Here is an 18,905-nt window from a genome sequence, read left to right on the forward strand (position 1 = left end):
GATGTCTGAACCTCGTTTCGTCCACCTGCGGGTGCACAGCGACTACTCCATGATCGATGGGCTGGCGAAAACCGGGCCGCTGGTAAAAAAGGCGGCCGCGTTAGGCATGCCTGCGCTGGCGATCACCGATTTTACCAACCTGTGTGGTCTGGTGAAGTTTTACGGAGCGGGTCACGGTGCGGGTATCAAGCCGATAGTTGGCGCAGATTTTCATGTCCGTAGCGAACTGTTGGGCGATGAACTTGCGCAGCTCACCGTGCTGGCCGCAAATAATACCGGCTATCAGAACCTGACGTTGTTGATATCGAAAGCCTATCAGCGTGGCTATGGCGCAGAAGGACCCGTCATCGACAGAGACTGGCTGATCGAACTAAAAGAAGGTTTGATTTTGCTCTCCGGCGGTCGTATGGGCGACGTCGGGCGCAGCCTGCTGCGCGGCAATAGCGCACTGGTTGATGAGTGCGTGGCGTTTTATGAAGAACATTTTCCTGATTGCTATTTTTTAGAACTGATTCGCACCGGCAGGCAGGATGAAGAAAATTATCTGCATGCTGCGGTAGAACTGGCTGAAACGCGTGGTCTTCCGGTGGTGGCGACCAACGATGTTCGCTTCCTTGAAACCGGTGATTTTGACGCGCATGAAATCCGCGTGGCAATCCACGACGGGTTTACCCTTGATGATCCAAAACGACCGCGTAATTATTCGCCGCAGCAGTACATGCGCAGCGAAGATGAGATGTGCGATCTATTCTCCGATATCCCGGAGGCGCTGCAAAACACTGTTGAGATAGCCAAGCGCTGTAACGTGACGGTGCGTCTGGGTGAGTATTTCCTGCCACAGTTCCCGACTGGTGATATGACCACCGAGGATTTCCTTGTGGCAAAATCACGCGAAGGTCTGGAAGAGCGTCTGGCGTTTTTATTCCCGGATCCTGAAGTTCGCGCGCAGAGGCGGCCGCCTTATGACGAACGTCTGGAAGTTGAACTTAAAGTTATCAACCAGATGGGCTTCCCGGGTTACTTCCTGATCGTTATGGAGTTTATCCAGTGGTCGAAAGATAACGGCGTACCGGTAGGCCCGGGACGTGGTTCTGGTGCTGGTTCGCTGGTCGCCTACGCGCTGAAAATTACCGACCTTGATCCGCTGGAATTTGACCTGCTGTTCGAACGTTTCCTTAACCCGGAACGTGTTTCAATGCCCGATTTTGACGTTGATTTCTGTATGGAAAAACGTGACCAGGTCATTGAACACGTGGCGGAAATGTACGGTCGTGATGCGGTTTCGCAGATTATTACCTTCGGTACGATGGCGGCAAAAGCGGTTATCCGTGACGTGGGCCGCGTACTGGGTCACCCGTATGGCTTCGTTGACCGTATTTCGAAACTGGTGCCGCCCGACCCGGGCATGACGCTGGCCAAAGCCTTTGAAGCTGAACCTCAACTGCCGGAAATCTATGAGGCAGATGAAGAGGTTAGAGCGCTGATCGATATGGCGCGCAAGCTGGAAGGCGTCACGCGTAACGCTGGTAAGCACGCCGGTGGCGTGGTTATAGCACCGACCAAAATTACTGATTTTGCGCCGCTGTACTGTGATGAGCAAGGGCTGCACCCGGTCACCCAGTTTGATAAAAACGACGTGGAATACGCCGGCCTCGTGAAGTTCGACTTCCTCGGTCTGCGTACGCTCACTATCATCAACTGGGCGTTGGAAATGATCAACGCGCGCCGTGAAAAGAACGGTGAACCGCCGTTGGATATCGCCGCTATCCCGCTGGATGACAAAAAAAGCTTCGACATGCTGCAACGTTCGGAGACCACGGCGGTGTTCCAGCTTGAATCCCGCGGCATGAAAGATCTGATCAAACGTCTGCAGCCTGACTGCTTCGAAGATATGATCGCACTGGTGGCTCTGTTCCGACCTGGTCCGCTACAGTCGGGGATGGTAGATAACTTTATCGACCGTAAGCATGGTCGTGAAGAGATTTCCTACCCGGACGTACAATGGCAGCATGAGTGTCTGAAACCGGTACTGGAGCCGACCTACGGCATTATCCTGTATCAGGAACAGGTTATGCAGATTGCCCAGGAGCTGTCCGGATACACCCTTGGCGGCGCGGATATGCTGCGTCGTGCGATGGGTAAGAAAAAACCGGAAGAGATGGCTAAGCAGCGCGGTACCTTTGAAGAAGGGGCGAAAAAGCGCGGCGTCGACGGCGAACTGGCGATGAAAATCTTTGACCTGGTGGAGAAATTCGCCGGTTACGGATTTAACAAATCGCACTCCGCAGCCTATGCGCTGGTCTCCTACCAGACGCTGTGGCTGAAGGCGCATTACCCTGCCGAATTTATGGCGGCGGTAATGACCGCCGATATGGATAACACCGAGAAAGTCGTCGGACTGGTGGATGAATGCTGGCGCATGGGGCTCAAAATCCTGCCACCGGACATCAACTCCGGGCTTTATCATTTTCACGTGAATGATGATGGCGAGATTGTCTACGGCATCGGCGCGATAAAAGGCGTGGGTGAAGGGCCAATTGAGGCTATTATTGAGGCGCGAAATGAAGGCGGTTACTTCCGCGAACTATTTGATCTTTGTGCGCGTACGGATATCAAAAAACTTAACCGCCGGGTGCTGGAAAAGTTAATCATGTCCGGGGCGTTTGACCGCCTTGGTCCGCATCGCGCGGCGTTGATGAACTCACTCAGCGATGCCCTAAAAGCCGCCGATCAGCATGCGAAAGCCGAGGCAATTGGTCAGGCGGATATGTTTGGCGTACTGGCGGAAGAGCCGGAACAAATTGAACAGTCTTATGCCAACTGTACACCGTGGCCGGAGCAGGTGGTATTAGACGGTGAGCGTGAAACGTTAGGACTTTATCTGACGGGACACCCCATCAATCAGTATTTAAAAGAAATTGAGCGCTATGTTGGAGGCCACAGGCTGAAAGACATGCATCCGACAGAACGTGGTAAAGTCACCACGGCTGCGGGGCTCGTCATTGCTGCGCGGGTAATGGTCACCAAGCGCGGCAATCGTATCGGCATCTGTACACTGGATGACCGTTCCGGGCGTCTGGAAGTGATGTTATTTACCGATGCTCTGGATAAATACCAGCAATTGCTGGAAAAAGACCGCATACTTATCGTCAGCGGACAGGTCAGCTTTGATGACTTCAGCGGCGGGCTTAAAATGATGGCCCGTGAAGTCATGGATATTGACGAAGCCCGGGAAAAATATGCTCGCGGGCTTGCTATCTCGCTGACGGACAGGCAAATTGATGACCAGCTTTTAAACCGACTCCGTCAGTCTCTGGAACCCCACCGCTCTGGGACAATTCCAGTACATCTCTACTATCAGAGGGCGGATGCGCGTGCGCGATTGCGTTTTGGCGCAACGTGGCGTGTCTCTCCGAGCGATCGTTTGCTAAACGATCTCCGTGGCCTTATTGGTTCGGAGCAGGTGGAACTGGAGTTTGACTAATACAGGAATACTATGAGTCTGAATTTCCTTGATTTTGAACAGCCGATTGCAGAGCTGGAAGCAAAAATCGATTCTCTGACTGCGGTTAGCCGTCAGGATGAGAAACTGGATATTAACATCGATGAAGAAGTGCATCGTCTGCGTGAAAAAAGCGTAGAACTGACGCGTAAAATCTTCGCCGATCTTGGCGCATGGCAGGTAGCCCAACTGGCGCGCCATCCACAGCGTCCGTACACCCTGGATTATGTCCGCCTGGCATTTGATGAATTTGATGAGCTGGCGGGCGATCGTGCCTATGCGGATGATAAAGCAATTGTCGGCGGCATCGCGCGTCTGGATGGCCGTCCGGTGATGATCATTGGTCATCAGAAAGGCCGTGAGACCAAAGAAAAAATCCGTCGTAATTTTGGCATGCCAGCGCCGGAAGGCTATCGCAAAGCGCTGCGTTTGATGGAAATGGCTGAACGTTTCAATATGCCGATCATTACCTTCATCGACACCCCTGGGGCATACCCGGGCGTAGGCGCGGAAGAGCGTGGTCAGTCTGAAGCGATTGCGCGCAACCTGCGTGAAATGTCGCGTCTGAGTGTGCCGGTTATCTGTACCGTTATCGGTGAAGGTGGCTCCGGCGGCGCACTGGCGATCGGCGTGGGCGATAAAGTGAATATGCTGCAGTACAGCACCTATTCCGTTATCTCTCCGGAAGGCTGCGCATCCATTCTGTGGAAAAGCGCCGACAAAGCGCCGCTGGCCGCAGAAGCGATGGGCATCATCGCCCCACGTTTGAAAGAGCTGAAGTTGATTGACTCTATCATCCCGGAACCGCTGGGCGGCGCCCATCGTAACCCGGAAGTGATGGCGGCGTCCCTGAAAGCACAGCTGCTGGCCGATCTCGCCGATCTCGACGTGTTAAGCAAAGAAGATTTGAAAAACCGTCGTTACCAGCGTCTGATGAGCTATGGTTACGCGTAAACTGCATTAATTCTGAAAAGGGCCACAACGCTGTGGCCCTTTTTTTTACCTGCAGTTTGACCAGGCTATGCTTAACTAAGGTTTTTCCAGGAGGAACGCATGAATATCATTGCCATCATGGGACCGCATGGCGTCTTTTATAAAGATGAGCCCATCAAGGAGCTTGAACGTGCGCTGCAGCAGCAGGGATTTCAGATTATCTGGCCGCAGAATAGCGTCGACCTGCTGAAGTTTATCGAGCATAACCCGCGAATTTGCGGCGTCATTTTTGACTGGGATGAATACAGTCTGGATCTGTGTAGTGACATCAATCAGCTCAATGAGTATCTCCCGCTCTACGCTTTTATTAATACTCATTCGACGATGGATGTCAGCGCACACGACCTACGCATGGCGCTGTGGTTCTTTGAGTACGCATTGGGCCAGTCTGACGATATTGCTACGCGTATTCGTCAGTACACCAATGAATACCTCGACAACATCACGCCACCTTTTACCAAAGCGCTGTTTACCTATGTGAAGGAAGGGAAGTATACCTTTTGCACGCCGGGCCATATGGCGGGAACGGCGTACCAGAAAAGCCCGGTCGGCTGTCTGTTCTATGATTTCTTGGGCGGTAACACGCTGAAGGCCGATGTGTCCATTTCCGTGACTGAGTTGGGCTCGTTGTTGGATCATACCGGTCCGCATCTGGAAGCCGAGGAGTACATCGCACGTACCTTTGGCGCTGAACAGAGCTATATGGTGACTAACGGCACCTCAACGTCGAACAAGATTGTCGGCATGTATGCCGCACCAACCGGCAGTACACTGTTGATTGACCGCAACTGTCATAAGTCGTTGGCGCATTTGCTGATGATGAGCGATGTGGTGCCAATCTGGTTGAAGCCGACGCGTAATGCGTTGGGCATTCTGGGCGGTATCCCCCGTCGGGAATTTACCCGTGCAAGCATTGAAAGCAAGATAGAGGAGACCCCCCAGGCGCAATGGCCAGTCCACGCGGTCATCACCAATTCCACTTATGATGGTCTGTTGTATAACACTAACTGGATCAAGCAAACCCTGGATGTGCCCTCCATTCATTTTGATTCTGCCTGGGTGCCATATACCCATTTTCATCCGATCTATCAGGGGAAAAGCGGAATGAGCGGCGAGCGGGTGCCAGGGAAGGTGATTTTTGAAACCCAGTCTACCCACAAAATGTTGGCGGCATTGTCACAGGCTTCGTTAATCCACATTAAGGGCGACTACGATGAAGAGACGTTCAACGAAGCCTTTATGATGCACACCTCCACTTCGCCGAGCTACCCGATTGTTGCGTCTATCGAAACGGCGGCGGCAATGCTTCGTGGCAATTCAGGCAAGCGCCTGATCAATCGTTCGGTTGAGAGGGCGCTGCATTTCCGTAAGGAAGTCCAGCGGCTGCGAGAAGAGTCAGATGGTTGGTTCTTTGATATCTGGCAGCCGGAAAAGGTAGATGAAGCAGAGTGCTGGCCGGTAGCGCCAGGCGAAGACTGGCACGGATTTGTCGATGCTGATACCGACCACATGTTCCTCGATCCGGTGAAAGTTACGATTCTGACACCGGGGATGGATGAGCAAGGAAATATGAGCGAAGAGGGGATCCCCGCGGCTCTGGTGGCGAAATTCCTCGATGAACGCGGCGTCGTCGTTGAGAAAACAGGGCCGTATAATCTGTTGTTCCTGTTCAGTATTGGTATTGATAAAACCCGGGCGATGGGGCTGCTACGCGGCCTGACGGAATTTAAACGTTCATACGACCTGAATTTACGCGTGAAAAATATGCTGCCGGATCTGTATGCCGAAGATCCTGATTTCTATCGTAATATGCGTATTCAGGAGCTGGCGCTGGGGATCCACAAACTGATCCGCCAGCACGATCTCTCTGGGCTGATGTTGCGGGCGTTTGATACCTTACCGGAAATGAAAATGACGCCGCATCAGGCCTGGCAGCGGCAGATCAAAGGTGAGGTTGAAACGGTGACGCTTGATCAACTGGTGGGGCGTGTTTCCGCTAATATGATCCTGCCTTATCCTCCCGGCGTGCCGTTGTTGATGCCAGGGGAAATGATCACGGAGAAAAGCCGGACGGTGCTCGATTTTCTGCTGATGCTGTGTTCGGTGGGGCAACATTATCCTGGATTTGAAACCGATATCCATGGCGCTAAACTGGGTGAGGATGGTGTGTATCGCGTGAGAGTCCTGAAAATGGCATAACGACTTGCCTGACCTTGTTACGCACGAGTAACGTTTTAAAAGAAAAAAGAAAGAGGCTATGACGCTATGCTGGGATTAAAACAGGTTCACCATATTGCCATTATTGCGACAGACTATGCGGCGAGTAAGAGATTTTACTGTGATGTGCTGGGCTTTACGCTAATCAGCGAAGCCTACCGGGAAGAACGTGATTCCTGGAAAGGCGATTTGGCATTGAACGGACAGTATGTGATTGAGCTGTTTTCTTTTCCGTTTCCGCCGTGCCGCCCGAGCCGCCCGGAAGCTTGCGGTTTGCGCCATCTGGCGTTCAGCGTAGATGACGTGGAAAAAGCGATCGCTCACCTGGAAGCTCACCAGGTGAAGTGCGAATCCGTGCGAATCGATCCGTTTACCGGCAAACGCTTTACGTTTTTTAACGACCCGGACGGATTACCCCTCGAACTGTACGAGCTGTAAGGCTTGTCATTGTGGCGTTTGCCCGGTAACGTGCCGGGCAATGCCATTGTAAGAAACCATCATGACGACACTCACGTTGAACACTGCACTGCTGAATTCCCAATCGATTCTGGTCGCCTTTAGCGGCGGGCTGGACTCTACCGTGCTGTTGCATCAGTTAGTGCTGTGGCGAGCACAAAATCCTGGGGTTGTGTTGCGCGCAATCCATATTCATCACGGATTAAGCCCCCATGCAGAGGGTTGGGTGCAACACTGTGAGTCGGTATGTGCGCAGTGGCAGGTGCCGCTGGTGGTTGAGCGGGTCCATCTTGAGGATGATGGGCTGGGCATTGAAGCTCAGGCGCGGCGAGCACGCTATCAGGCATTTGCGCAGACTTTACTCCCGGGTGAGGTGCTGATGACCGCCCAGCATCTGGATGACCAGTGTGAAACTTTCCTGCTGGCGCTTAAGCGCGGCAGTGGTCCCGCCGGCCTTTCCGCCATGGGGGAAAGCTCACCGTTTGCCGGAACCCAACTGATTCGACCGTTGCTGGCGCAAACGCGAGAAGCGCTTGAAGCATGGGCGCGACAGCATGAATTATGCTGGATAGAAGATGAAAGCAATCAGGATGATACCTACGATCGCAATTTTCTCAGATTGCGCGTTACCCCCTTACTCCAACAGCGCTGGCCGCACTTCGCACAAGCCACGGCCCGTAGCGCCGCGCTGTGCGCTGAGCAGGAAAGTTTACTGGATGAATTGCTGGCCAACGATTTAGCCGACTGCGTCACATCCCATGGCGCACTGTTACTGGCACCGTTAATGGTGATGAGCGATGTGCGGCGTGCCGCTCTGCTTCGTCGTTGGCTGGCGGGATTAAATGCGCCGATGCCTTCCCGTGATGGGCTGGAACGTATTTGGCAGGAAGTTGCGTTGGCACGGGAAGATGCTGCGCCCTGTTTTCGCCTTGGAGAATACGCGGTTCGTCGCTATCAGTCACAGCTGTGGTGGGTTAAATCGAACCACGGTCAAAGCGAAACCGTTCTTCCGTGGCCATGTTGGAAAACGCCGCTGACGCTGCCTGCCGGGTTAGGCTCGGTGCAGCTCATCTCTGCTGGCGAATTGCGCATGCCGCAAGCGGATGAAGCTGTCAGCATCCGTTTTAAAGCGCCAGGAGTATTGCATATTGTCGGGCGTAACGGTGGGCGGAAATTAAAGAAAATCTGGCAGGAACAGGGGATCCCACCCTGGCGACGAGATACCACGCCGTTGCTGTTTTATGGTGAAACGTTGATTGCAGCTGCAGGTGTTTTTGTGACGCGTGAGGGCGCGGCGGTAGATGAAGAAGGTGTAAGTCTGATTTGGCATGTCTGATGGTGCTGCGCTTATTCGGCCTACTCTCCAGAAGATATGTAGGCCGGATAAGGTGCAAGAAAAGTTAAGATTCGCTGACTACCACGGTACCGATTTGCGGGTGGCTGAAGCTGGCAATTTTGTCGAGGCGAAGCTCCCGGGTTTCGCCCGCGACATCTGCGACCAGATATTCCACGTTTTTGCGTGAAACCAGGTCATTCGCTTTCGCCTGCAAAACTTCGCCATCTTTTAGCGCCAGCGTCAGTAACAAATGGTGCTGGCAGGCGAGTTCTAGATTATCGTAATCATCGCAGTTGATGGGTTGATATGTTTCATTCATTGACATAATCGCTCACCAGTAAGTTCGCGGCAGCATAGGCCGCTTTTTCCCTGACCGACTCTGGAAGGGCGTTGTCTGTCGCCACTTCATTAAGCACCTTCAATACGCAACCCAGCGCATCCGGGATATACCCTAAATCTCCGCTGGCGATTTCCGCGTACCGCTTGCGTATTAACTCACAATATTTTTCCACATGCCCTCCTGTCAGCACTCTGACTTAACCGTGGATGCAAGTCTAAGCCTACGAAGATAAACTCTGTTTAGCAAGGTGACTATACCATACTCATTCAAGCAATATCAGCGCCTTGATACAGGAGCAGTTAGCAGCCTTTTGCCGTAGTTTTCGCTACAATGTGCGCCTGATTCGAAAGGAGTTCTCTCATGGCGCTTAAAGCGACAATTTATAAAGCCGTTGTCAACGTCGCGGATCTTGACCGCAACCAGTTCCTCGACGCGGCCTTGACGCTGGCGCGTCATCCCTCTGAAACCCAGGAACGCATGATGCTGCGTCTGCTGGCCTGGATTAAATATGCCGATGAACGGCTGCAGTTCACGCGTGGCCTCAGTGCGGAGGATGAGCCTGAAGCATGGTTGCGTAACGACCATCTGGGCATCGATCTCTGGATTGAGTTGGGTCTGCCGGATGAGCGTCGTATTAAGAAAGCCTGTACCCAGTCCGCTGAGGTAGCCCTGTTTGCTTACAACAGCCGTGCGGCTCAGATCTGGTGGCAGCAAAACCAGAGCAAGTGTGCGCAGTTTAAAAATCTTACCGTGTGGTATCTGGATGATGAACAGCTTGCACAGCTGAGTGACTTTGCTGGTCGTACAATGGCGCTACAGGCGACTATTCAGGACGGTGCTATCTGGCTGTCCGATTCTCAGAATAATCTGGAAGTTCATCTGGCCGCGTGGCAGCCGCGTTCATGATCGTTATATCCCGAAATGTCGCTATCCCAGATAACGAGCTGGAAATCACGGCGATTCGGGCACAGGGCGCGGGCGGTCAGCACGTTAATAAGACCTCGACGGCTATCCATTTGCGCTTTGACATTCGGGCCTCTGGGCTGCCAGAGTATTATAAGGAACGTTTGCTGGCTGCCAGCCATCATCTGATTACAGGCGATGGCGTGATTATCATTAAGGCGCAGGAATACCGTAGCCAGGAGCTAAATCGAGAAGCGGCAATCTCCCGGCTGGTGGCGGTGATAAAAGAATTAACCGCGGTGCAAAAAAGCCGACAGGCAACTCGCCCTACGCGCGCCTCGAAAGAGCACAGGTTGTCATCGAAGGCGCAAAAATCCACAGTGAAGGCACTGCGCGGGAAAGTTCGTCGAACGCAAGACTGACGAGCGGGAATTAAAATTTATAAGGAATTCATAGTGAAAACAGCAATATTGTCCGTAGTCGCTGCATGTACGCTCTTTTCCTTGATCGGCTGTAACAACCGTACTGAAGTCGAAGTACTACAGCCGACGCGGGCGGCAGAATTAAAACCGATGCAGCAAAGCTGGCGCGGCATTTTGCCTTGCGCGGACTGCGAAGGGATTGAAACTTCTCTGTTCCTGGAAAAAGACGGCACATGGGTGATGAACGAACGCTACCAGGGCGTACGGGATGAACCGTCCTCTTTTGCCTCTTATGGCACATGGGCGCGTACAGCCGACAAACTGGTCCTGACGGACAGTAAAGGCGAAAAATCGTACTACCGCGCAAAAGGTGAAGCGCTGGAAATGCTCGATCGTGAAGGTAATCCGATAGAGTCGCAGTTCAACTACACCCTCCAGCCAGTTTCCGCCAGCTTACCAGTGACGCCAATGCCGATGCGAGGGATGTACTTCTATATGGCTGACGCGGCAACTTTCACTGATTGTGCGACGGGTAAAAGAGTCTCTGTCGCGAACAATGCACAACTGGAGCGAGATTATCTGACTGCGCGTGGTGCAACGGATAAGGCAGTTCTGCTTACGGTGGAAGGGCACTTCACGATGGAAGAAAATCCTGATACGGGCGCGCCAGTGAAAACCTTAAGAGCGGATAAAGAAATTAAGTTTATCCCTGGCCAGAGTTGCGCTGATTGATCTGCTGCTTATAAAAACTGTCCGGCGATCGCCCGGGCAGTTTTTCCTTATCGGGTCAATCCAACAAAACGGCTGGTTTTGATATAAATCCCTAACTTCAGGTGGCCGACATACTGTAGCTGCGTTTCAGACTTAAACGCGGAAATATCACCTTCGCGCATATGCATCAGGTCGGAAGGGCTAATCCAGCCCGACTGCGCCAGCGTTAGCGGGTGTCCGGCGGTGGCAAACGCATCGGTTACGAATTCGGAGCAAAACCACGCCTTCTTTTCTCCCTCGCTGATATTGCTCAACTGTGCTTTTGCCAGCCCGCTAACGCATTGCTGGCGAAAATCCGCTGAGAAAGGATTCAACGAACATATTTGCCGGGTCACCATAAACGGAATAAATTCGACGATGCCGCGGTAGTTATAGCCGCTATCTTTGATTTTATAAGCGAATGTTTTGATTTCTTCGGCCTGCTGCGGAGTGAGGTCGGGTACCCGCAGAGCAAAAAGCTTATCACTGTGATTTTCAGCCTTTTTGAGCGAAACGATTTGTACTCCCGCCCCGGTCGCTTCGGCAACTTCATTACCGCCAAGGTAAACGGCCACATGGCTGACAGAAGAGGTGCTGAACGCGCGAATACCCAATGAGGTCACCCCAAGACTGGAGGAGAATAGCAGGTCGCCTGGCCTGAGGTCGGTATCAGTAATTTCATGCAGCGCTTGATCGGTAAATGAGCTTTGATGCTGGAGTTTTACCTCCCATTTCTTTGCCTGGGCATCAACAGCCTTTGCCGATGAATTTTGCTGACTGACGTCAATCGTGCAGGCTGAAAGCAGAAGACAGAAGAGGAGGTGCAGGCGGTAATACGCCATTGGTTTAAGCATTTTATACAATCCATGTAAAAAAGGCCCTGATCCTCAGGGCCTTGCGCTGGTATTAGCCTTTAATAGCTTTGACCAGGTAGTCGACGATGTCGCCTGTTTTAATCAGCTGCTTCTCGCCATTACGACGGTATTTATATTCGATATCGTCGTTGTCGAGGTTACGGTCGCCCAGCACGACAGTGTGCGGAATACCGATCAGCTCCATATCGGCGAACATCACGCCCGGACGCTCTTTACGATCGTCCATCAGCACTTCGATACCCTGCGCGCGCAGTTCAGCGTACAGCTTCTCAGCCAGCTCCTGAACGCGGTAGGATTTGTGCATGTTCATCGGCAGAATCGCCACCTGGAAAGGCGCGATAGCGTCTGGCCATACAATGCCGCGATCGTCAAAGTTCTGTTCAATAGCTGCAGCAACCACGCGAGTGACTCCGATGCCGTAGCAGCCCATGGTCAGCGTCTGGTTACGACCATCTTCGCCCTGAACGGCGGCTTTCATCGCTTCAGAGTATTTGGTACCCAACTGGAAGATGTGGCCCACTTCGATACCGCGTTTGATCATCAGCGTACCTTTACCGTCCGGGCTCGGGTCGCCTGCAACCACGTTACGGATGTCAGCTACTTCCGGCGTCGCCACGTCGCGATCCCAGTTGATACCGAAATAGTGCTTACCGTCGATGTTGGCGCCGGCGGCAAAATCGCTCATTACCGCAACGGTACGGTCGATAACTACCGGAATCGGCATGTTCACCGGCCCCAGAGATCCCGGACCTGCTTTCACCAACGCGCGAATTTCTTCTTCGGTGGCGAAGGTCAGCGGACTGGCAACCTGCGGCAATTTTTCCGCTTTGACTTCGTTCAGCTCGTGATCGCCGCGAACCAGCAGGGCAATCAACGGAGATTTGCTGCCTTCAACCGCTTTCACCAGCAGGGTTTTCACGGTTTTCTCGATCGGCAGGTTGAACTGTTCAACCAGCTCGGCGATGGTTTTCGCGTTCGGCGTATCAACCAGCGTCATTTCCTGGGTTGCCGCTGCGCGCGGTTCTTTCGGCGCAAGCGCTTCGGCAAATTCAATGTTGGCCGCGTAGTCGGAGGAGTCAGAGAAGATCACGTCATCTTCGCCGCTCTGCGCCAGTACCTGGAATTCATGAGAGGCATTGCCGCCGATGGAGCCGGTGTCAGCCTGTACTGCACGGAAATCCAGGCCCATACGGCTGAAGATTTTGCTATATGCGGTATACATCGCATCATACGTTTCCTGCAGGGATTCCTGAGAAGTATGGAAAGAGTAGGCATCTTTCATCAGGAATTCACGGGAGCGCATCACGCCAAAACGCGGACGGACTTCGTCGCGGAATTTAGTCTGGATCTGATAGAAGTTCAGCGGCAGCTGTTTGTAAGAGCTCAGCTCATTACGGATCAGGTCGGTGATCACTTCTTCATGCGTTGGACCGAGTACAAACGAACGATCGCCACGGTCAGCAATACGCAGCAGTTCCGGGCCGTATTGTTCCCAACGGCCGCTCTCTTCCCACAGTTCAGAAGGCTGAACGACCGGCATCAACACCTCGATCGCACCGGCGTTGTTCATTTCTTCACGCACGATGTTTTCGACTTTTTTCAGGACGCGCACGCCGGTCGGCAGCCAGGTATATAACCCGGAGGCCAGCTTGCGGATCATCCCGGCGCGCAGCATCAGCTGGTGGCTGATGACTTCGGCGTCGGCAGGTGTCTCCTTCAGAGTGGAGAGCAGATATTGGCTAGTACGCATGTTGTTACGGTTCCAGTTGAACGATCGAACAGGCTCAAAACGAGCCTGGCACAAAACAAAAGTGGTTTAGTTTACCAGCGAGAAAGGGATGTCAAAAGAGTACACGACGCAAATTAGCGGGCTTCCAGCGCAAAGACCTCAAATCCTGCCGGCGTGACACGCCAGCGGACGTTAAAGTCCAGCAGCCAGACGGCATAGGTTTTGCCTTCTTCCTCATTTTTACGGTAGGCAGGACGCGGATCCTGCGCCAGCACTTCGGCAATAAACTGACGAAGATGCGGATAACGCTTTTCGAGCGTTGGTAGTTGCTCAGCAAGTTCGTCACTGAACGTCACGTCTACGCTGGCCTGGGGGGCATTCTGTGCATAGCTGGCGCGCGCGTCGGGCAGCGACTCGGCAAACGGCAGATACGGTTTAATATCAATGACCGGCGTGCCATCAACAAGATCCAGTCCACCGAGCTCAAGGATTACATGCTCTTTATGACAGCGAATACCCCGCAGCTCAACTAACGACATGCCAACAGGGTTAGGACGAAACGTTGAACGCGTGGCAAAGACCCCCATTCTGGCGTTGCCGCCCAGGCGAGGAGGGCGCACGGTTGGACGCCATCCACCCTCCATTGTCTGGTGAAAAACAAAAATCACCCACAAATGACTGAAGGCTTCCAGGCCGCGAACGGCATCGGCCTGGTTATAGGGTGCGAGCAAATGCAGTTCGCCGCTGGCACTTTTCACCAAACCTGGCTGACGTGGAACAGCGAACTTTTCTTTATAAGGTGAGCGGATAACGCCTATTTGCTCGAACTGAAAATGGCTCATTTCGCCGTAATGTTCAGTGCAGAACCGATACAAACCGCCTGGCGATAGCAACCCGGCGTTCCGCTGGTTACTTCGCAACTGTGCAGCAATACCGCATTTGCTTTCATTTTAGATGCGTTAATCTGCATGCGTTTGCGTGCGGTTGGAATGCTTGGAGGGGAATCCTGGTTGGATGCCTGGCAGGATTCGCCGCTGACTTCGCCGAGATCGCGGAACGGTTTGCCCACTAAATCTTCAGCGTTAGTAATGATTCTTACCGGCGTCGCGCGCGGTGCTTTTGGTTTTTCCGGCTCCGCTTTAGGTGGGGTAGCGGTGCTTTGAACGGGTTCAACAGGGGATCTGCTTAACATAGAACAGCCGCTCAGCATGAGTGCTACTAAACAGATCGGTAAAGCACGCATAATATTTCCTCAATGAATGATCTAAACGTCAGATATTGAATCAGGTGCTTGCATAAATGACAAGACGGGCAAGCGCCCGTCCTGATGATATTACAGATTCTGGAAACAGCCTAAATTTACCAGCCCTTAACAGCACCGCCGTTGAAGACTTTATTTGCTGCTTCGTATACTTCGTCAGACTGGTATGCCTGAACGAATTTCTTCACGTTTTCAGCATCTTTGTTGTCTTCGCGCGTCACGATCAGGTTTACGTACGGGGAATCTTTATCTTCAACAAAAATACCGTCTTTTGCCGGCGTCAGGCCGATCTGGCTGGCGTAGGTGGTGTTGATGACCGCCAGTGCGATTTGTGCATCGTCCAGGGAACGTGGCAGTTGCGGCGCTTCCAGCTCAACCAGCTTCAGGTTTTTCGGGTTTTCAATCACGTCCAGCGCGGTCGGCAGCAGGCCAACACCGTCTTTCAGTTTGATTAAGCCCACTTTTTGCAACAGCAGCAGGGAGCGGCCAAGGTTAGTCGGATCGTTTGGAATCGCCACCTGTGAACCATCCTGCAGTTCATCCAGTGATTTGATTTTTTTGGAGTAGCCCGCAATCGGGTAAACAAAAGTATTACCTGCGGCAACCAGTTTGTAACCGCGATCTTTGATCTGCTGATCCAGGTACGGTTTATGCTGGAAGGCGTTGGCATCGATATCGCCTTTGCTCAAGGCTTCGTTAGGCAGGACGTAATCGTTAAACGTGACCAGTTCAACGTCCAGGCCGTATTTTTCTTTTGCTACTTTCTGTGCGACTTCGGCAACCTGCTGCTCTGCGCCAACAATAACGCCCACTTTGATGTGGTTAGGATCTTTTTCATCCTGACCGCAACCCACAAGTGCCAGAGAACCGATCAGGGCTCCAACTGCCGCAAAGGTTTTGAATTTGAACGCCATGCTTATTTCCTTTTCTTAATGAGTTTTTTGTGTTGTGTGCAACGTTATTTGTGCGTGACAGCCCGGACGATGCGATCGCCGGATAACTGAATTAAATAAACCAGAACGACGAGCAATACCAGCACTGTATTCATTACGGTAGCGTTGTAGCCAATGTAACCGTACTGATAGCCAATCTGCCCAAGACCACCGGCACCAACGGCGCCCCCCATCGCGGAGTAACCAACCAGCGTGATGAGGGTTATGGTGGCCGCATTGACCAGTCCAGGCAGCGCTTCTGGCAGTAAAACCTTACGTACAATCTGCAGCGGCGTGGCGCCCATCGCACGGGAGGCCTCAATCAGCCCGGTTGGAATTTCGAGCAGGGCGTTTTCCACCATACGGGCGATAAACGGCGCGGCGCCGACGGTCAGTGGGACGATAGCGGCCTGCAGTCCGATGGATGTGCCAACAATCATGCGGGTGAATGGAATCATCCATACCAGCAAGATAATGAACGGGATGGAACGGAAAATATTAACCAGCGCAGAGAGTGTACGGTAGAGCTTCGCGTTCTCAATGATTTGCCCCGGGCGCGTGACGTACAGCAACACGCCAACCGGCAAGCCAATCACAAAACCAAAAAAACCGGACACAAAGGTCATTGCCAGCGTTTCCCATACGCCGCGAACCAGCAGCCACATCATCGGCTCAGACATAACCCAGTACCTCTACTTTTACATGGTGTTCCTGCAACCAGTTAATGGCTGCTTGTGTATCTTCCTGTGTACCGTGCATTTCAGTCAGCATGATGCCGAACTTCACACCGCCGGCGTAATCCATCTGCGCGCTAATAATGTTGTTATTCACATTAAAGCGGCGGGCCGTCTCAGAGAGCAATGGCGCATCAACGGAATGACCGGTGAATTCCATGCGTAGCATTGGCACGCTGTCTGCTTCTGGCTCGGCTTTTAACCGTTCCAGATAATCTTCCGGGATATCAAGGTGCAGCGTGGACTGAATAAATTTCTGTGCCAGCGGCGTTTTCGGGTGTGAGAACACTTCGCTGACGGTGTCTTGTTCAATCAGTTCACCATTACTGATGACCGCCACGCAGTCACAAATGCGTTTTACAACGTCCATCTCATGGGTAATCAGCAGAATGGTGAGTCCCAAACGACGGTTAATGTCTTTCAATAATTCCAGAATCGATCGGGTTGTTGCCGGATCGAGTGCGCTGGTTGCTTCATCACACAGCAGCACTTTGGGATTGCTTGCCAGCGCACGGGCGATCGCCACACGCTGTTTTTGTCCACCGGAAAGGTTGGCCGGGTAGCTGTCGTGCTTGTCGCCAAGACCGACTAAGTCCAGCAGCTCTGTTACACGGCGTTTAATTTCTTCTTTCGGTGTGTTATCCAGTTCCAGCGGTAGCGCGACGTTGCCAAACACGGTGCGGGAAGAGAGCAGGTTAAAGTGTTGGAAAATCATGCCGATTTGACGGCGAGCTTTGGTCAGCTCTGACTCAGAAAGCGTCGTGAGCTCCTGACCGCCGACCTGGACGCTGCCTTCGGTTGGGCGTTCAAGTAAGTTAACGCAGCGGATGAGCGTACTTTTACCTGCACCGGAGGCGCCAATGACGCCATAAATCTGCCCGGCAGGAACGTGCAGGCTGACATTATTAAGCGCCTGAATGGTGCGAGTCCCCTGCTGGAACACTTTGGTGATATTCGAAAGTTTTATCATTAGTTATTTATTATCGTAATTAAGTTAGTCGTGGCATTTTCGTCTGTCAGGGACGGTCGAAGCCGTCAACAAGATGGATGTTAAGGCATCCAGACGTCTAAATCAATCTAGCTTTGCACGATGAGCACTTTCTTGCCCGCCGAAACATGCGATACTAGGGCCACATGCCTTATTCAGGAGCTATAAAAGGTGGCAAAATCTGTACCCGCAATTTTTCTCGACCGTGATGGCACCATTAATGTGGACCACGGTTACGTACATGAGATTGACGAGTTCGAGTTTATCGACGGCGTTATTGATGCCATGCGTGAACTTAAAAATATGGGTTACGCGCTGATTGTCGTGACGAACCAGTCTGGTATCGCTCGCGGTAAATTTACTGAGGCACAGTTTGAAACGTTGACCGAATGGATGGACTGGTCGCTGGCCGATCGCGACGTTGATCTGGACGGCATCTACTATTGTCCGCATCACCCGCAGGGTACTGTAGAAGAGTATCGTCAGGTTTGCGACTGCCGTAAACCGCATCCTGGAATGTTGATCTCCGCCCGAGACTTCCTGCACATCGATATGGCCGCTTCTTATATGGTGGGCGACAAAATAGAAGATATGCAGGCGGCGGCAGCTGCGAATGTTGGCACGAAGGTTCTGGTGCGCACGGGGAAACCTGTTACGCCGGAAGCAGAAAATGCGGCGGATTTGGTCATAAATAGTCTGGCAGACCTGCCAATGGCGATAAAAAAGCAGCAAAAGTAAGCGTAATGGATAAAAGGTGAGCGGTTGAAACAAAAAAGCATTTTTCCGCTTGTCTTCCTGATTCGACTCCCTATAATGCGCCTCCATCGACACGGCGGATGTGAATCACTTCACACAAACAGCCGGTCCGGTTGAAGAGAAAAACCTGAAAATGAGGGTTGACTCTGAAAGAGGAAAGCGTAATATACGCCACCTCGCGACAGAGCGCTAAAGCGCGTCGCAACTGCTCTTTAACAATTTATCAGACAATCTGTGTGGGCACTCGAAGATACGGATTCTTAACGTCGCAAGACGAAAAATGAATACCAAGTCTCTGAGTGAACATACGTAATTCATTACGAAGTTTAATTCACGAGCATCAAACTTAAATTGAAGAGTTTGATCATGGCTCAGATTGAACGCTGGCGGCAGGCCTAACACATGCAAGTCGAACGGTAGCACAGAGGAGCTTGCTCCTTGGGTGACGAGTGGCGGACGGGTGAGTAATGTCTGGGAAACTGCCCGATGGAGGGGGATAACTACTGGAAACGGTAGCTAATACCGCATAACGTCGCAAGACCAAAGAGGGGGACCTTCGGGCCTCTTGCCATCGGATGTGCCCAGATGGGATTAGCTAGTAGGTGGGGTAACGGCTCACCTAGGCGACGATCCCTAGCTGGTCTGAGAGGATGACCAGCCACACTGGAACTGAGACACGGTCCAGACTCCTACGGGAGGCAGCAGTGGGGA

At 52.5% G+C, this 18,905-nt stretch carries 18 protein-coding genes and 1 rRNA gene; 10 read left to right on the forward strand and 9 right to left on the reverse strand.

The window, feature by feature from the left end; translation table 11 throughout:
• Window position 1: 1 nt before the first annotated feature.
• The 5 genes from dnaE to tilS all read left to right on the forward strand — a co-directional run bounded on the left by dnaE (window position 2) and on the right by tilS (window position 8,504).
• Complete coding sequence (gene dnaE, locus OGX99_RS03985) at window positions 2-3,484, forward strand: DNA polymerase III subunit alpha (protein WP_187253758.1); 3,483 nt, start codon at window positions 2-4, stop codon at window positions 3,482-3,484.
• 12 nt (window positions 3,485-3,496) lie between these two features.
• Window positions 3,497-4,456, forward strand: coding sequence for an acetyl-CoA carboxylase carboxyl transferase subunit alpha (accA, locus tag OGX99_RS03990; protein ID WP_061067282.1), 960 nt, complete (start codon window positions 3,497-3,499; stop codon window positions 4,454-4,456).
• A gap of 99 nt (window positions 4,457-4,555) precedes the next feature.
• Window positions 4,556-6,694: a lysine decarboxylase LdcC gene (ldcC, locus tag OGX99_RS03995; RefSeq protein ID WP_286542732.1), complete on the forward strand. Its 2,139-nt coding sequence runs from the start codon at window positions 4,556-4,558 to the stop codon at window positions 6,692-6,694.
• A gap of 66 nt (window positions 6,695-6,760) precedes the next feature.
• Window positions 6,761-7,150 (forward strand): VOC family protein, encoded by a 390-nt coding sequence (locus OGX99_RS04000; RefSeq protein ID WP_151216802.1) that lies wholly within the window; start codon window positions 6,761-6,763, stop codon window positions 7,148-7,150.
• 61 nt (window positions 7,151-7,211) lie between these two features.
• The gene (gene tilS, locus OGX99_RS04005) at window positions 7,212-8,504 is read left to right on the forward strand and encodes a tRNA lysidine(34) synthetase TilS (RefSeq protein ID WP_187259072.1); all 1,293 of its coding nucleotides are present in this window, start codon (window positions 7,212-7,214) and stop codon (window positions 8,502-8,504) included.
• Window positions 8,505-8,568: 64 nt separating this feature from the next.
• Here the strand turns inward: tilS and rof are convergent, their stop codons facing one another.
• Window positions 8,569-8,829, reverse strand: a complete 261-nt coding sequence (rof, locus tag OGX99_RS04010) for a Rho-binding antiterminator (RefSeq protein WP_003018503.1) — start codon at window positions 8,827-8,829, stop codon at window positions 8,569-8,571.
• Window positions 8,816-9,016, reverse strand: coding sequence for a YaeP family protein (locus OGX99_RS04015; RefSeq protein ID WP_151216804.1), 201 nt, complete (start codon window positions 9,014-9,016; stop codon window positions 8,816-8,818). The genes rof and OGX99_RS04015 overlap by 14 nt, the downstream gene beginning before the upstream one ends.
• Window positions 9,017-9,204: 188 nt before the next feature.
• Between OGX99_RS04015 and OGX99_RS04020 the strand changes: the two genes are divergently transcribed.
• Genes OGX99_RS04020 through nlpE form a run of 3 tightly spaced genes read left to right on the forward strand, consistent with a single transcriptional unit; the run spans window position 9,205 to window position 10,901 of the window.
• Window positions 9,205-9,750 carry a YaeQ family protein gene (locus tag OGX99_RS04020; RefSeq protein WP_151216805.1) on the forward strand — a complete coding sequence of 182 codons (546 nt, stop codon included), beginning with the start codon at window positions 9,205-9,207 and terminating at the stop codon, window positions 9,748-9,750.
• Window positions 9,747-10,169: an alternative ribosome rescue aminoacyl-tRNA hydrolase ArfB gene (gene arfB / locus OGX99_RS04025; protein ID WP_286542734.1), complete on the forward strand. Its 423-nt coding sequence runs from the start codon at window positions 9,747-9,749 to the stop codon at window positions 10,167-10,169. The genes OGX99_RS04020 and arfB overlap by 4 nt, the downstream gene beginning before the upstream one ends.
• Window positions 10,170-10,199: 30 nt before the next feature.
• Complete coding sequence (gene nlpE, locus OGX99_RS04030; RefSeq protein ID WP_151216807.1) at window positions 10,200-10,901, forward strand: envelope stress response activation lipoprotein NlpE; 702 nt, start codon at window positions 10,200-10,202, stop codon at window positions 10,899-10,901.
• Between the two features lie 47 nt (window positions 10,902-10,948).
• On the opposite strand, the gene OGX99_RS04035 is transcribed toward nlpE, so the two are convergent.
• The 7 genes from OGX99_RS04035 to metN all read right to left on the reverse strand — a co-directional run bounded on the left by OGX99_RS04035 (window position 10,949) and on the right by metN (window position 17,420).
• Complete coding sequence (locus OGX99_RS04035; RefSeq protein ID WP_151224589.1) at window positions 10,949-11,773, reverse strand: YaeF family permuted papain-like enzyme; 825 nt, start codon at window positions 11,771-11,773, stop codon at window positions 10,949-10,951.
• 52 nt (window positions 11,774-11,825) lie between these two features.
• Window positions 11,826-13,544, reverse strand: coding sequence for a proline--tRNA ligase (gene proS, locus OGX99_RS04040; protein WP_286542737.1), 1,719 nt, complete (start codon window positions 13,542-13,544; stop codon window positions 11,826-11,828).
• 113 nt (window positions 13,545-13,657) lie between these two features.
• Window positions 13,658-14,365 (reverse strand): tRNA (N6-threonylcarbamoyladenosine(37)-N6)-methyltransferase TrmO, encoded by a 708-nt coding sequence (tsaA, locus tag OGX99_RS04045; protein WP_151216810.1) that lies wholly within the window; start codon window positions 14,363-14,365, stop codon window positions 13,658-13,660.
• Complete coding sequence (rcsF, locus tag OGX99_RS04050; protein WP_151216811.1) at window positions 14,362-14,766, reverse strand: envelope stress sensor lipoprotein RcsF; 405 nt, start codon at window positions 14,764-14,766, stop codon at window positions 14,362-14,364. The genes tsaA and rcsF overlap by 4 nt, the downstream gene beginning before the upstream one ends.
• 116 nt (window positions 14,767-14,882) lie before the next feature.
• Window positions 14,883-15,698 (reverse strand): methionine ABC transporter substrate-binding lipoprotein MetQ, encoded by an 816-nt coding sequence (metQ, locus tag OGX99_RS04055; protein ID WP_151216812.1) that lies wholly within the window; start codon window positions 15,696-15,698, stop codon window positions 14,883-14,885.
• A gap of 44 nt (window positions 15,699-15,742) precedes the next feature.
• Window positions 15,743-16,396, reverse strand: coding sequence for a methionine ABC transporter permease MetI (locus tag OGX99_RS04060; protein WP_003018471.1), 654 nt, complete (start codon window positions 16,394-16,396; stop codon window positions 15,743-15,745).
• Window positions 16,389-17,420, reverse strand: a complete 1,032-nt coding sequence (gene metN, locus OGX99_RS04065) for a methionine ABC transporter ATP-binding protein MetN (protein ID WP_003018468.1) — start codon at window positions 17,418-17,420, stop codon at window positions 16,389-16,391. Before metN ends, OGX99_RS04060 begins: the two co-directional genes overlap by 8 nt.
• Window positions 17,421-17,609: 189 nt before the next feature.
• Between metN and gmhB the strand changes: the two genes are divergently transcribed.
• Window positions 17,610-18,176: a D-glycero-beta-D-manno-heptose 1,7-bisphosphate 7-phosphatase gene (gene gmhB, locus OGX99_RS04070; RefSeq protein WP_042312133.1), complete on the forward strand. Its 567-nt coding sequence runs from the start codon at window positions 17,610-17,612 to the stop codon at window positions 18,174-18,176.
• Between the two features lie 366 nt (window positions 18,177-18,542).
• A 16S ribosomal RNA gene (locus tag OGX99_RS04075) occupies window positions 18,543-18,905 on the forward strand; the annotation flags it as partial.

The organism is Citrobacter sp. Cu096 (assembly GCF_030332285.1).
In the GTDB taxonomy this organism is placed as follows: Bacteria; Pseudomonadota; Gammaproteobacteria; order Enterobacterales; family Enterobacteriaceae; genus Citrobacter; species Citrobacter meridianamericanus.

Bases quoted from the DNA above. Each gene is read 5' to 3' on its own strand.
- metN (WP_003018468.1), bottom strand. From the start codon at position 17,420: ATGATAAAACTTTCGAATATCACCAAAGTGTTCCAGCAGGGGACTCGC.
- arfB (WP_286542734.1), top strand. From the start codon at position 9,747: ATGATCGTTATATCCCGAAATGTCGCTATCCCAGATAACGAGCTGGAA.
- ldcC (WP_286542732.1), top strand. From the start codon at position 4,556: ATGAATATCATTGCCATCATGGGACCGCATGGCGTCTTTTATAAAGAT.
- proS (WP_286542737.1), bottom strand. From the start codon at position 13,544: ATGCGTACTAGCCAATATCTGCTCTCCACTCTGAAGGAGACACCTGCC.
- OGX99_RS04035 (WP_151224589.1), bottom strand. From the start codon at position 11,773: ATGCTTAAACCAATGGCGTATTACCGCCTGCACCTCCTCTTCTGTCTT.
- rof (WP_003018503.1), bottom strand. From the start codon at position 8,829: ATGTCAATGAATGAAACATATCAACCCATCAACTGCGATGATTACGAT.
- OGX99_RS04000 (WP_151216802.1), top strand. From the start codon at position 6,761: ATGCTGGGATTAAAACAGGTTCACCATATTGCCATTATTGCGACAGAC.
- OGX99_RS04020 (WP_151216805.1), top strand. From the start codon at position 9,205: ATGGCGCTTAAAGCGACAATTTATAAAGCCGTTGTCAACGTCGCGGAT.
- tilS (WP_187259072.1), top strand. From the start codon at position 7,212: ATGACGACACTCACGTTGAACACTGCACTGCTGAATTCCCAATCGATT.
- accA (WP_061067282.1), top strand. From the start codon at position 3,497: ATGAGTCTGAATTTCCTTGATTTTGAACAGCCGATTGCAGAGCTGGAA.
- dnaE (WP_187253758.1), top strand. From the start codon at position 2: ATGTCTGAACCTCGTTTCGTCCACCTGCGGGTGCACAGCGACTACTCC.
- tsaA (WP_151216810.1), bottom strand. From the start codon at position 14,365: ATGAGCCATTTTCAGTTCGAGCAAATAGGCGTTATCCGCTCACCTTAT.
- rcsF (WP_151216811.1), bottom strand. From the start codon at position 14,766: ATGCGTGCTTTACCGATCTGTTTAGTAGCACTCATGCTGAGCGGCTGT.
- metQ (WP_151216812.1), bottom strand. From the start codon at position 15,698: ATGGCGTTCAAATTCAAAACCTTTGCGGCAGTTGGAGCCCTGATCGGT.
- OGX99_RS04060 (WP_003018471.1), bottom strand. From the start codon at position 16,396: ATGTCTGAGCCGATGATGTGGCTGCTGGTTCGCGGCGTATGGGAAACG.